We start from the raw sequence: 13,273 nt of genomic DNA on the forward strand, positions 1-13,273 counted from the left end.
CAAGAGTAGTAAAAAAGTAAAAGAACCAGTTTGATAAAAAGCCTAATGAACTTTTAGCTACTTGGTTGCTTTTCTTTCATTTCTTCGGACACTAATCAAAAAGCAGAACTCTCCAAAAATTCGACATGCAAATTTCGGAAAAAGTTCTGCTTCTTTCTAGAAACTGATTCAGTTTCTTGAATTATTTACTTTCCTTACGAAATGCATCATATTGTTTTTGCATTTCTGTTAATACTTTGTCATAACCTGCTCTGTTCAAAGCATCTTTTAGTTTTGGTAATGTTTCATCAGGATCAACTGTCCCAGTATTTAATCCATCTAGGTATTGATTCATGACATTTGAGATATTACTTAGTTCTGTTTTTACGCTATCTGTATTGAAACTAAAGCCTAAGATCGGAGAAGTTTTTGCTTCTTCGATTGATTTATCTCTTTCAGCTATCATTTCATCTGTGATCGTATCTTGTGTGTATAAGATTTCATTGTTACCGGTATTCCAAGCAGACATGTGCATGTTTGGTTGGTACCCATCTAATAATTTGATCTTGTCATCGCCATCTTTTTTCCATGCTTCGCCTTCGATACCCCAAACTAAACCATTCAATAATTCTGGATCGCTATTTAATAAACCTAAAAATTCAACTGATTTTTCTTTGTTTTTAGAGGTATTTGATACGACAAAGTTGGCCATTTGTGCTTGTCCAGTTGACTTCAATGGAACAGTGATTGCTTTTGAAACCAATTCTTGTTTCGCTGCATTAGTCAAGATCGTATCGCCATAATCGTATGGTCCTTGCGTTTCGCCACGCATTAACCAAGTATTCCCTTCAAGTGGGTAATCTTTATTACTAGTAGCAGCATCGCTAGGAATCAATCCTTGTTTATACCAGCTGTGCATCGTACGTAATAATTCGATAAACGTTTTGTTGTCGTATTGATTGATGATCTTAGTGTCATCGCCGTTCAAATCAACCGCAAATGGTAATGTATTCCCTAATGGATAATCGAAATCTCCTTGGACCTTAAATCCTTGTCCAATCGCAAAAGCAGCTGTATTTGGATCTTTTTTATGGAATTCTTGTAACACTTTTTCCGCATCCTGATAAGATTCGATCCCATCAATCGATAAATTGTATTTATCTAATAACGGCTTGTTGAAAGTCAACACTTGTTGGGCAAACACATTGCCATTTACTGGAAAGGCATACAATTTTCCGTTAACTAAATTTCCTTTGATATACGCTTCATCTAAAGAATCATACGCTTCTTTCGCATATTTTGGTGCTAATTCTGTCAAATCAGTAAATGCACCCTTTTGCGCATTTGATACATAGTTGTTGGCAAAGGCAATATCGTAGTTTTCACCAGAAGAGATAATGACATTCATTTTCTTCTCGTAATCGCCCCAACCGATATAGTTGATGTTGACTTTAACTCCGATTTTATCTTCGATCCGTTTATTTGCAATATCCATTAACTGATCGAAATTCTCTGGTTTATCACCGATTTGATACATTTGAAGGGTTGTTGAATCACTTGCTTCAGCTTTTTCTTTTGTCCCCGATCCGCAGGCTGCCAATGTTCCAACCATCATTGCAGAAACGCCAGTAAAGGCTAATTTCTTCCATAACTTCATTTTTCTTCCTCCTAAATTGTTTTATATTTTTATTGCATTACTCTTTTACTCCACCAATCGTTAATCCTTTAACAAAATGTTTCTGGAAGAATGGGTAGCTGATCGCAATCGGCAAAGTAGAAATCACGACGATCGCCATTCGAGCTGATTCTCCCGGAACAGAAGCAAGTCCGCCTGTCAATTGACTGCCCGCTCCTGAATTTTGTGTCAAATATTGAATATTGCTTTGGATCTTCATCAATAAATATTGCAAAGGAACCAGTTTATCATCTTGAATATAAAGCAACGCATTAAACCAATCATTCCAATACCCTAAGGCGGCAAACAAACTGATCGTTGCAATCCCTGGAATTGCTAGTGGTAAAACGATTTGCACAAAGATTCGCAGCTCACTAGCCCCATCAATTCTTGCAGATTCAATGATCGAATCTGAAACCGAGCGTTTGAAGAACGTTCGCATCACGATGATATTGAACGGACTAACCGCCATTGGCAAAATCAATGCCCAGATCGTATCTTTTAACTGCAAGAGATTTGTCATTACTAAATAGTTCGCAACCATCCCTGGTGAGAACAACATCGTGATCAAACAAAATACGGTAAAGAAGCGCCGAAATGGGAAGTTTGATCGTGAAATCGCATAAGCATATAAAGAAGTCGCCGTACTATTGATCAAAGTCCCTAGAACAGTAACAAGGATCGTCACAAATAAAGCTTGGAAAATCTTGTCTTGCATTTGACCGAATAAGTAAGTATACCCAAATGTACTAAATTCTTTTGGCCAAAAACTGTAGCCATATTGTGTCAAAGCGGATTCTTTCGTAAAAGAAATCGCAATCACGAATAGAAACGGTAAGATGCAAGAAAGAGCAAACAATGCGATCAACAAGTTAGAGAAAAAATTGGTTGTTTTGTTAAATGAACGAATCTGTACTCGTTCGACTTTCTTTTTTTTCATTTCTTTCTCCTCCCTAGAACAATGCTGATTCGCTGTCGAAACGACGAGCAATCGTATTTGTGATCATCAATAGAACAAACCCGACAACGGATTGATACAATCCCGCTGCAGCTGTCATTCCAAAGTCACCAGTAGAGGTCAAGCCATTATAAATGTAAGTATCCAATACTTGTGTGACATCATAAAGTGCCCCGGAATTTCTCGGGATATTGTAGAATAAACCAAAGTCTGCTCGGAAAATATTCCCGACAGCTAGAATCGTTAAGATCGTCATCAACGGAATCAATTGTGGAATCGTCACATGTTTGATTTGTTGCCATTTGCTGGCACCATCCACCATCGCTGCTTCATAATAAGTAGGATCGATCCCCATAACAGAAGCAAAATAAATGATACTGTTATAGCCAATCCCTTTCCACGTACCGATAAAGACAAGAATAAACGGCCAATACTTCGGTTCGTTATACCAGTTGATCGCTTCTCCACCATGCCCAGTGATCCACTGATTAAAGATTCCTTTGTCAGGACTCAAGAAGGCATAAACAAAATACCCAATGATGACCCATGATAGAAAGTAAGGAAGTAACGACATTGTTTGGTAAACTTTTACCAGTCGTTTATTCCGTAATTCACTCATAATGATGGCAAAAACAACGGAAATCAATAAATTCAAAAGAATAAAAGTAACATTATATAAAATGGTGTTTTTAGTGATCAAGAAAGCTTGATCAGAAGTAAATAAGAAGCGGAAATTTTCCCAACCAACCCAAGGGCTTTCTCTTAAACTAGCTAAAAACCCGTCAGCAGAAATATGGAAGTTTTTAAATGCTACTACGTTTGCTAATACTGGGATATAAAAGAAAAAAATCATCCATAGCATCCCCGGCACAGCCATCAGTACTAAAGCTTTGTAGCGCCATAGATTAGCAAAAAAATGATTTAACCCCTTTCTTTTTTTCATCGTAAAACTCCTTTCGTGTCATTCACAAGCCAATTATAGCGCTTACAACAAAAGGAATAAATAAACAAATTATAGATAAAATGATACAAAATATAGATAACAAAATTAGGCAGAGGTTCAATTTTAGCGATCAATTTTTTCAAAAAATCGTTGGCTAATGGCAGTAATTTCTAAATAAACACGGATGAAATGAGCATAAAAAAGGGTGTTAGGTATAGATTAAGTCGATAAATAAGTGGAACATGTAGAAAAATCAGCCTCTCATTAAAAGGATAGTTTGTACAACTATATGACTACATCAATCATTCTTTCCTTTTTCAATTGGTATAACTTCTCTCTGAGAGTGAACATCGATTTTCTTCTTCCACAACATATTTTTATCAGTTAGAATCTCCCGTAAGAGACAAATAATAAAAGCGAGCGTATAATTTATATATGACAGATACAAATATAAACATAAAAAACTAGTATGTCGTTTAGTATCCTCCATTCGTTACAAATTATTTATATCCTCCTCTATTTTTTCAAACTTAATTTTTTATATTTATGATCAGCTATGCTCGTAAAGAATGCTTTATAGAAAGGAACTCTGCCTAATATAATCTATCTACCATTAATAAATGTGATGCTCCAGTAATTCGTTAGTTGGCGAATTTACAACTAAATATCAAAAAATGATTGAACTAATTATGCTTAGTTTAGCAGCAAGTATTTGAGGTGGTAAGCATGTTGTACACTTTAGTTAGTGCTAGTAATTCTGGTTTATTTTTCTTATCACAACCAATTATAGAAATCTTTTTAAATTTATTAGGGGAATTTTTGCTTGGTACACTACTTATTTTTGGAAATAGCTGGTTAACGCTTCGCTATGATAGTTAGTTGTACTAGACAGGAAAGAGGTTAAATAAAATGATGTTTAAAATCACCGACAATATACCTAAAGAAATTAAACTATATGTTACAGAAATTGAATTTACAAATACTACTTTAAATCAAAAGCTATGGACAGAAAAAATCAATCCATTAATTAAACAAATCAGAGATCAAGATACTTTAGAAACCATTCGTGAGGATTCCAATATAATTGCTACAAAAAAATTATATAAAACGTTAGGAAAAGATCCTGCTCGTTTCCGTCCTTCATCTGATAGTTTATGGCGTCGAGCTGTAAAAGGAAATGATCTTTATCAAGTCAATACTTTAGTAGATTTAAATAACTACTTATCCTTGAAGTATCATTTGCCTTTTGGTAGTTATGATTTAAAACATATCCAAGAGCCAATCATTTTATCTAAAGGTGTAGAGAATGAAGAATACGCTGGTATTGGAAAAAAAATGATCAATCTAGAAAACCTTTTGCTATTAAGTGATACAAAAGGCGCTTTTGGTAGTCCGACCTCAGACTCGACTCGTGCTATGATTAGCGAGCAAACCACTCATGCAATAGTTGTCGCTTATCTATTTGATACTGATCCAAAAATCATTGAAGAAATGCAGAGAGAGAACCAGCAAACAATCTTAGCATACTTAAAAAATGCTACTATCATACAACAAATGCTAGTTGATCATAATCACTGATCCTAACATTGATGTTTTCATGACGTTATCCACAGCGCTCAAGAAGCAACTCCTCAACAATAAGCGATGATTTTCTAAAATAGGAGAAGCTATTTTAGAAAATCATCGCTTATTCACTCAGAGCTGATCGCTTCTTTCATGACCTCTTTACATACTTTCAATTTACTAATAGTAATCTTTTGCAGAATAAATAAATATTGTCTCATTTTCAACTCTATATATCAATCTATGTTCATCGGTAATTCTTCTTGACCATTTTCCAGATAGATCATGCTTTAATGGTTCGGGCTTTCCTAATCCAGCAAAGGGAAAACGATCGAGATCTTTTATTAACTTGTTAATTTTTTTTATGTTGCTTTTATTTCCTTGTTCATGCCAATAAAGATAATCATCCCAAGCATCACCAGACCAAGCCTTAATCATTAGATCCAACCTCGATTAAGTCATGTGTCTTAAATGCACCTTTAGAAAATTGCTCATCACCTCGACGAATTTTTTCCATAACGTAATTATTAGAAAGTGTTCTCAACGTTTCTTGCATAGAATCATAATCTCTTTTCGATAATACAACAATAGTATCTTCTACATCTTTACTTGTTACAATAAGCGTTTCGGCATCTTCATTCACTTGTTTCATATAACTACGTAAGTTTCGACGGAAATTTGAATAAGCTACTGCTTCCATTCCCTTCACTTCTTTTTTATTTCTACAAAAATATTGTACGTTATATTGTACACTAATCAAATAATTAAAGTAAAAACAAGCGCTATTTCTTGACTTCAAAGCTAGTATTAACCTGATCTCTCTATAAATAACGATTCTATACTTTTTGATGTTGGTGAAATTCGCCAACATCTTTTTTAGGATTCAAAAAATAGAAAAGACACCCTGAACTCCTTTAGAATGAATTGGGCGAACCAATTCATCGAAGGATTCAAGATGTCTTTTACTTAGCTTATCAAAGATACCCTAACTATCATTTTATCATTTGACAATGAGCCTAAAAACAGGCTAGCTGGCTTTTGTTTCTTCATTGTATTTCGTTTGATTACATTTCCTTTCCCTCTAACTGATTGACTTCTTCAGCTGTCATTGGTCGGTATTCGCCGAGTGCTAAGTCTTCTGGGAGCAGGAAGTTCCCCATTCGGATTCTTTTAAGATAAGTGACTTCTTTTCCTACAGCTTTGACCATCCGTTTGACTTGATGGAATTTTCCTTCATGCAGGATCAAGCGAATCACCGATGTTCCATCTTCCGAATTGACTGAAACAATCGATAACTGAGCAGGTCTGGTTTCTTCGCCACCATCAATCGTCAATCCTTGACTAAATGCCTGTACATCGTCTTCGGTCATGATACCGTTAACTTCAGCAAAGTACTCTTTTTCGACATGTTTCTTTGGGGAAAGTAAACGGTGCGCCAAACCGCCATCATTTGTCACAACCAATAACCCTTCTGTATCTTTATCTAAACGCCCGACTGGAAAAAGGTCTTCCCGATAAGAAGTATCGTCGAATAGATCAAGCACTGTTTGATCGTAGTTGTCTTGAGTGGCTGAAATCACCCCAGCTGGTTTATTGAGGATATAATAAAAATCTTTTTGGTAAATGAACTGTTCGCCTTCATAAGTCACTTGATCCGCCCATTCATCTACTTGGAATTTGTCACTTTTAATGGTTTGATCGTTCACTTTGATGTGCCCTTTTTTGATCAGTGCCTTGACTTCTTTGCGACTGCCTAATCCGACATCCGCTAAAAATTTGTCTAATCGCATGCTTTTCCTCCATTTGATTGAAAAAAGAAGTTAAGGGATAATAGGGAACATTATTCCTAACTTCTTTTTTCAAATTTTATTTACTACTTGATCCTTAATCGATGGCGTAAATGAACCATACTTGGTCCTAAAAGACGTTCTGCTAATCGAATTTTTAATGCTAAGTATGCGTACACCGTACCGCCAACACCAGCTACAAATAAAATCAAGAACAATGACTGAATTTTACTATCTTGATTGAGGAATAAACCGAAAACAGACTTCGTGATCCCAGCTGCTGCCAGCATGATCAGTGTTAAAATAAAAATTAATAACGTTCTACGCCAAACAAAACTTGGTTTGAAACGTGCAACTTGACGCATCTTTTTTAAAATCAACGTGCAAGAAACAGCAAAACCGATCATCGTCGCAAATAGTGGACCATAGACTTCAAACAGACGGATCGCTGGATATTGCAAGATCACCTTCACGACAAAACCGATTGCAAGATAACGGATCGCTGCGGCATTTTCAAACATCCCTTGAAGCATATTGGAAACTAACATATATAGACCAAGGAACAGCCCCACAAAACTGGCTTGGATCAACACGTGACTTCCTAGTTTATCAGGTGCATAAAACAACGTATTTAAAGGATAGGCTAGCAGGATCACGCCAAAGGTAGCAGGAAACATAAAGAACGAAAACAATTGTAAATTACCACTCGTCAGTTTCGCTAAACCACGATGATCTTTGATCGTCACCGCTTCGGTGATTATCGGCAACCCAGTAGAAGCGATGGAAGTAGCAAGCGCAATCACGACCATCGTCAATTTATCTGGGTTTGCACTGAAAATTGAAAAGAGATCCAATAACTGATCTTTGGAATATTCAGTCGTTGCTGACATGATTTTAATAAAGGTGAACTGATCCACCAATTTAAAGATCGTCACTCCTGACCCAACAATAATAAACGGAATCGCTTCTTTGATCGTATCTAGTAACAATTCTTTTGTCGCTACATTGACTTGGTTATGGCTATACTGGACACGTGCCGCTGAATACGCCTGTTGTTTTTTCAAAAAATACAACAAAACCAAAATACTTGCTAACATTCCGATAAATGCAGCAAAAGTCGACTGAGTAACTGCTGTGACATAATCGCCTTTCATGACTTTCATAATAATAAAGGTCGCAAGCAACATGTAAAAGATCCGTGCGACTTGTTCCACGATTTGGGAAAGTGCATACGGCATCATTTCTTGGTTTCCTTGGAAATACCCTCGTATAACACTCATACAAGGAAAAACAAGTACCGCGATACTGAGTGATCGCATCGTTGGAATCAATTCTGCTCCGCCACCAGAAGCATGTGCGAGCCAAGGCGAAGCCACATACATAAATAATGAAAATAAGAGTCCTAGTACACCCATCATCTGTAATGCTCGAATAAATAAACGCCGAGAAGTCCCATATTCATTTAATGAATTGTAGCGAGCGGTTTGCTTGGCGATCGCCGCCGGAATCCCAGCTGTCGAAATCAATAGGAACAAAGCATAAATATTGTAGCCCATATTGAATAATCCATTAGCAGCTTTCGCATTCTCCCCCATCCAAGCGTACCAAGGGATAATGTAGATAGCCCCGAGTAACCGGGATATGATATTACTAGCTGTCATCCAAGCAGAGCCACGAGCCATTTTTTCTTGAGGTGTTAAATTTTCCATTGCTGGTTTTCGTTGATTAGTCATCGATCAGATTCCAACTTTCTTCAAAACATTACTAACAGTTTAATAGTAAAAAGGAAAACTGGCAATCTTTTTTGTGTGATTTTTCTGTAAATCCAACATTTTAAGATAACGTTTTCTTTCTAGCTATCATAAAGTTTCTCCTCAATAATGTTCGTTATTATTTAACATTTATAATTACTAACGAGTTGTTTTTTTCTTATGCTATACTAGTTCTATAATTAGCGAACGGAGGATGCGCTTATGCTGAAAGAATTGAAAAAAACACCGATCATTTTACTAGGTGTCGTTTTTATTGCCATTGGTTTGAATTGGTTTTTACTGCCACATGACATTGCTTCAGCAGGAGTCGGAGCGATCGGACATTTAGTTGAGACCGCCTTTTTGATTCCACGATCCATCACGGTTTGGTCAGTGAATATCATCATGCTGCTATTAGCTATACTCTTATTAGGAAAAATGATCTTCATTAAAGCAGTATTTGGTAGTTTGCTCTTTCCACTTGTGTTAGATGTGATTCCTAAAACACCGATTTTTTATTCTCATCTTCTTTCGTTGATCATGGGAAGTCTACTTTTTAGTACGGGTGTCTATACACTTTATACAGTTGGTGCATCAAACGGTGGCGTGACAATCCCACCAATCATCCTCCAAAAGTTCTTCCGTATCCCGGTTTCTAAAGGATTACTCTTAACGAATCTGGTCATTGTTTGGTTGAATTATCTTGTGTTTGGATTACGGGAAACCCTCTATGTCTTATTTTCTATCGTTTTAAGTTCACTATTCTTAAAGCTATTAGGACGGATCTATCCGATCACAAATGATCTAGAGGCGTGATGCTCTCACTGTTGATTCAAGAATTACGTGCAAAAAAATCAAGAACTGTTCTGTTGGAACAATGGGTTGTGAGTTCGTTTCGGATAGGTCAGTAATGCTAGGCAAGTAACAAGCAATTTTTATAGAAAAAAGAGAAAAAGCTCAACACGTTCGGTCGTTTTGAGTTTTTTTCTCTTTCCTATTCTCTTTTTAGATAGCTGATCCCCTTTTTAGCAACTCTTTTGAAGTATGCTATAATAAATCAGAACCCAATGAATAATAAAGTGAGGGATGATTCAATGAGCTTCTCTTTAGAAGATATCCGTAAATTATTGATCAAAGAAAATTTATTAAAAGAATTTGTTTCTGTTCAAGGTTGGCATTTAGATGCTCCTGAGCAATTTGTATTCAAAAAGTTAAGTTATGACTCACGCCAAGTAGATCATGAGACGCTGTTTTTTTGTAAAGGTCTGAATTTCAAAGAAGAATATTTAACAAGTGCGATCTCGAATGGTTTGAGCTACTACGTTGCTGAACAGCCTTACGAAAATACAGCAACTGGTATCATCGTGACTGATATTCGCAAAGCGATGGCGATCCTTTCCATGGCTTTTTATCAGTATCCCCAAAATCAATTGCAAGTGATCGGCTACACTGGAACTAAGGGAAAAACGACAGCAGCTTATTTTACCAAAGCCATTTTAGATCATGCGACAAACAATAAAACAGCGTTGCTTTCAACGATGAACACGACTTTAGATGGACAAACTTTTTTTAAATCCCATCTAACAACACCTGAATCATTAGACTTGTATCGCATGATGGCGGAAGCGGTAAAAAATGGCATGACACATTTAGTGATGGAAGTTTCTTCACAGGCTTACAAAACACAACGGGTATATGGTTTAACGCTAGATGTAGGAATCTTCCTGAACATCTCTCCTGATCATATCAGCCCCATTGAACATCCAACTTTTGATGATTATTTCTATTGCAAACGTCAATTGATTTTAAATTCTAAAACTGTGATTTTAGATCATGAAAGTGATCATTTCGATCTTTTACAGGAAACGGCTGAGTTAGCAAACGTCCCTTACATCACTTATGGACGTTCTGCCGAATCTGATTATGAAGTAAAAAGTTTAACTTCAGGGAACCATGCCTTTCACTTGATCAAACACAACGGAAAACTTGATATCGAAGCAGACTATGATATCCAATTAGCCGGTGATTTCAACCAAGAAAATGCAGCAAGTGCTATCATTGCGGCTGCGTTGACTGGCGCTTCCATCGAGGATGCCCAAAAAGGACTCAAAGCAGCACGTGTGCCTGGACGGATGGATCAGTTGATCCAAAAAAATGGCAGTCATGTTTATGTCGATTATGCCCATAATTATCTCAGTTTAAAAACATTATTAGAATTTGCCAAAAAAGAACATCCGAAGGGTCGGGTCATCGTTGTTCTAGGTAGTCCCGGAAACAAAGCAGTTTCTCGCCGTCAGGATTTCGGAAAAGTATTATCAGAAACGGCTGACGTCGTCTTTTTAACAGCGGATGATCCAGCATTTGAAGATCCGCAAAAAATCGCTGAAGAAATCAATGCAGCCATCACTAATGCTGAGCTTGAGGTTCACTATGAAATGGATCGTCCAGAAGCGATCAGACAAGCATTAGCGATCAGCAATCCTGAAGATTCGGTTGTAGTCGCTGGAAAAGGAGTCGATCCTTATCAAAAAATCAATGGGATAGATGTTCCTTATAAAGGCGATTATGAAGTCGTCAAAGAACTGATTGAAGACTGAGTATCTCAATGAATACCACTTGTTTACAATAAAAAATACGAGATGCGAAACGTATTAAAGCGACCTCCAAAAATTAGATTTTTTGGAGGTCGCTTCATATTTATCGTAGTTTTCTATCTTTGTTTTTATTGAGTTAATTGAAGCAAATCACATGGCTTTATTCCGCAGCTAATTCGGCTGCTTTTTCTCTTTCTTCAGTCAATAGTTTATTGTCATAGTATTTGATGAATGGTAACCAAATGAAGAACGCTAAAATTGCACATAATACTGCTAAAACAGCCGCCTTCCAGTCTCCACCACTACCGACAAATGCGCCCACACCAACTGGCGAAGGCCAAGGCATTTGCGCCAGCATTGGCTTAACGATCTCGAAGCGAATGGCAAAATAAGCTAGTGAAGCCGATGCCATCGGTGCTAGGAAAAATGGAACAGCCAGATACGGATTATAAACAATTGGCATCCCAAAAATAATTGGCTCATTGATATTAAAGATACCTGGAACTAGTGAAGCTTTCCCTAGTACTTTTAATTGATCGGATTTAGCCAAAAAGGCAATGAAGAAGATCAATCCTAATGTGGCCCCTGATCCTCCTACTGTCACATAGGAATTATTAAATTCGCCAGCAAGCGGGAAATTCGCTCCCTGTGCATTTGCTGCCATGTTCGCTAATACGATTGGTGTCAAGAAAGAAGTAATGATATTGGCGCCGTGGATACCCACGATCCATAGTGCATGGATCAAGAAATAGATCACCATGATCCCTAACCATGTGTTCGTTAATTGAGTAACAAACCCGAATGGGATCGCAATCATTTTGAAGATATCTGTTCCTAATACAACCAACAGACCATTAACAAGCATCACGACGAAGCCAATCACAAATGTAGGGATCAAAGCTGTAAAGGAACGAGAAACACCTGGGGGTACTACATCAGGCATCTTGATGACCCAATTCCGTTTGACACAGATGCAATATAATTCAACAGCTATATATGACATGATGATTGCTGTAAAGATACCGGAAGTGCCTAGCCGCTCGACAAATGAGCCCATCCGAATCCCGTTCACGACAGTTTCCGTATCTGAGATACTAGCGATCAAACTTACTTTCCCATCGGATAACACTAATTCCGGAATACACATGAAGAAAGCAAATACCGCAAGCAGCGAACCAGTTAAAGGATTGACATTCAACCCTTGTTCATCTCGTTCGATTGAAGTCAGTTCATAAGCAAAAACAATAGCAAAATAAATGGATAAAATCCCCATGGTCATCGTGTTGATGATCATGTACAAATCACTGACTTTAAAAAATGTAGCGTTGAAAAACCCTTCAAGAAATGGAAATGGTAAAGGTAAGATATTCAAAACCAAAAACATCGACCCGACAATCGTAAATGGAATCGAAGCCATCCCTGCTGCCATTACCGCCCGAACGATTTTCATTTGTGCAATTTTTCCCATCGGTCCCATCAAATACTTTTCCAAAAATTTAAACATTAGTTACTCCCCTTCCCTAATTGTGAACTCTTTTCATATTGTTTAACACGTTGATATTGACGGTCTTGATTACGTTCAATTTTTTCTAAGCGGAACCAGCAAAAGCTACAAATAAAGATACCGCTTACAAATAATGCGAGTAAAAATAGCTTGGTGCTATGATCATTAGCCATAAATGGAAAAAATGAGCGATACCATGGGGTAAGTAGTAAGCCACTGATTCCTACGTTCATCATTCCTTGAATCTTAAAATAATTGCTCGTCCAAGGTGCTCGGTTCGTGTGCGTACGATAAAGTATGACTTGTTCACCGATAGCAGGAACGATCAAACCCAGCAAGCTAAGCGGCAGTAGCCAGGCACTGCTTCTTGCGATTAATAGTAGTACTAGCCAATTAAGATTGATGAAAAAGAAAAAGGCTGTCAAATAACGAATCACAAGATAACGATTGAAGTACATGATTTTCAAACTAAATTGTTTCTTTTCTAAAGCTAATTGTTGCTTCTTAGTTTCATCCACC

The 13,273-nt window shown here is 37.1% G+C and carries 12 protein-coding genes; 3 read left to right on the forward strand and 9 right to left on the reverse strand.

The features are described 5' to 3' along the window. Positions 1–181: 181 nt before the first annotated feature. The 3 genes from IGJ23_RS12095 to IGJ23_RS12105 are packed head-to-tail and all read right to left on the reverse strand — an operon-like array spanning position 182 to position 3,555. Positions 182–1,636: an ABC transporter substrate-binding protein gene (locus IGJ23_RS12095; protein ID WP_010721013.1), complete on the reverse strand. Its 1,455-nt coding sequence runs from the start codon at positions 1,634–1,636 to the stop codon at positions 182–184. Between the two features lie 37 nt (positions 1,637–1,673). Then, positions 1,674–2,594, reverse strand: a complete 921-nt coding sequence (locus IGJ23_RS12100; protein WP_010721014.1) for a carbohydrate ABC transporter permease — start codon at positions 2,592–2,594, stop codon at positions 1,674–1,676. A 13-nt stretch (positions 2,595–2,607) separates the two neighbouring features. After that, positions 2,608–3,555: an ABC transporter permease gene (locus IGJ23_RS12105; protein ID WP_010721015.1), complete on the reverse strand. Its 948-nt coding sequence runs from the start codon at positions 3,553–3,555 to the stop codon at positions 2,608–2,610. Positions 3,556–4,464: 909 nt separating this feature from the next. Between IGJ23_RS12105 and IGJ23_RS12110 the strand changes: the two genes are divergently transcribed. After that, positions 4,465–5,133 (forward strand): B3/B4 domain-containing protein, encoded by a 669-nt coding sequence (locus IGJ23_RS12110; RefSeq protein WP_178287095.1) that lies wholly within the window; start codon positions 4,465–4,467, stop codon positions 5,131–5,133. Positions 5,134–5,298: 165 nt separating this feature from the next. On the opposite strand, the gene IGJ23_RS12115 is transcribed toward IGJ23_RS12110, so the two are convergent. From IGJ23_RS12115 to IGJ23_RS12130, 4 genes are all read right to left on the reverse strand, one after another. After that, positions 5,299–5,556, reverse strand: coding sequence for a Txe/YoeB family addiction module toxin (locus tag IGJ23_RS12115; RefSeq protein ID WP_438775030.1), 258 nt, complete (start codon positions 5,554–5,556; stop codon positions 5,299–5,301). Then, positions 5,549–5,818, reverse strand: a complete 270-nt coding sequence (locus tag IGJ23_RS12120; RefSeq protein WP_178287093.1) for a type II toxin-antitoxin system Phd/YefM family antitoxin — start codon at positions 5,816–5,818, stop codon at positions 5,549–5,551. Before IGJ23_RS12120 ends, IGJ23_RS12115 begins: the two co-directional genes overlap by 8 nt. Before the next feature lie 364 nt (positions 5,819–6,182). After that, the gene (locus IGJ23_RS12125) at positions 6,183–6,908 is read right to left on the reverse strand and encodes a pseudouridine synthase (protein WP_438775031.1); all 726 of its coding nucleotides are present in this window, start codon (positions 6,906–6,908) and stop codon (positions 6,183–6,185) included. Between the two features lie 83 nt (positions 6,909–6,991). After that, positions 6,992–8,638, reverse strand: a complete 1,647-nt coding sequence (locus tag IGJ23_RS12130; protein ID WP_438775032.1) for a putative polysaccharide biosynthesis protein — start codon at positions 8,636–8,638, stop codon at positions 6,992–6,994. Between the two features lie 240 nt (positions 8,639–8,878). Here IGJ23_RS12130 and IGJ23_RS12135 point away from each other — a divergent pair, with 240 nt between their 5' ends. Continuing rightward, positions 8,879–9,472: a YitT family protein gene (locus tag IGJ23_RS12135; RefSeq protein ID WP_240273626.1), complete on the forward strand. Its 594-nt coding sequence runs from the start codon at positions 8,879–8,881 to the stop codon at positions 9,470–9,472. A 278-nt stretch (positions 9,473–9,750) separates the two neighbouring features. After that, a complete protein-coding gene (locus tag IGJ23_RS12140; protein ID WP_207494680.1) occupies positions 9,751–11,253 on the forward strand; it encodes a UDP-N-acetylmuramoyl-L-alanyl-D-glutamate--L-lysine ligase in 1,503 nt (500 codons plus the stop codon). A gap of 157 nt (positions 11,254–11,410) precedes the next feature. Here IGJ23_RS12140 and celB read toward each other — a convergent pair whose 3' ends face one another. Together celB and IGJ23_RS12150 are read right to left on the reverse strand one after the other, a co-directional pair. Next, complete coding sequence (gene celB, locus IGJ23_RS12145; RefSeq protein ID WP_010721020.1) at positions 11,411–12,754, reverse strand: PTS cellobiose transporter subunit IIC; 1,344 nt, start codon at positions 12,752–12,754, stop codon at positions 11,411–11,413. Further along, on the reverse strand, positions 12,754–13,272 hold the full coding sequence (locus IGJ23_RS12150; protein ID WP_207432583.1) for a hypothetical protein: 519 nt from the start codon (positions 13,270–13,272) through the stop codon (positions 12,754–12,756). Before IGJ23_RS12150 ends, celB begins: the two co-directional genes overlap by 1 nt. Between the last annotated feature and the right edge of the window lies 1 nt (position 13,273).

Source organism: Enterococcus sp. DIV1682a, from assembly GCF_051711005.1.
In the GTDB taxonomy this organism is placed as follows: Bacteria; Bacillota; Bacilli; order Lactobacillales; family Enterococcaceae; genus Enterococcus_B; species Enterococcus_B hirae.

Bases quoted from the DNA above. Each gene is read 5' to 3' on its own strand.
- IGJ23_RS12095 (WP_010721013.1), bottom strand. From the start codon at position 1,636: ATGAAGTTATGGAAGAAATTAGCCTTTACTGGCGTTTCTGCAATGATG.
- IGJ23_RS12100 (WP_010721014.1), bottom strand. From the start codon at position 2,594: ATGAAAAAAAAGAAAGTCGAACGAGTACAGATTCGTTCATTTAACAAA.
- IGJ23_RS12105 (WP_010721015.1), bottom strand. From the start codon at position 3,555: ATGAAAAAAAGAAAGGGGTTAAATCATTTTTTTGCTAATCTATGGCGC.
- IGJ23_RS12110 (WP_178287095.1), top strand. From the start codon at position 4,465: ATGATGTTTAAAATCACCGACAATATACCTAAAGAAATTAAACTATAT.
- IGJ23_RS12115 (WP_438775030.1), bottom strand. From the start codon at position 5,556: ATGATTAAGGCTTGGTCTGGTGATGCTTGGGATGATTATCTTTATTGG.
- IGJ23_RS12120 (WP_178287093.1), bottom strand. From the start codon at position 5,818: ATGGAAGCAGTAGCTTATTCAAATTTCCGTCGAAACTTACGTAGTTAT.
- IGJ23_RS12125 (WP_438775031.1), bottom strand. From the start codon at position 6,908: ATGCGATTAGACAAATTTTTAGCGGATGTCGGATTAGGCAGTCGCAAA.
- IGJ23_RS12130 (WP_438775032.1), bottom strand. From the start codon at position 8,638: ATGACTAATCAACGAAAACCAGCAATGGAAAATTTAACACCTCAAGAA.
- IGJ23_RS12135 (WP_240273626.1), top strand. From the start codon at position 8,879: ATGCTGAAAGAATTGAAAAAAACACCGATCATTTTACTAGGTGTCGTT.
- IGJ23_RS12140 (WP_207494680.1), top strand. From the start codon at position 9,751: ATGAGCTTCTCTTTAGAAGATATCCGTAAATTATTGATCAAAGAAAAT.
- celB (WP_010721020.1), bottom strand. From the start codon at position 12,754: ATGTTTAAATTTTTGGAAAAGTATTTGATGGGACCGATGGGAAAAATT.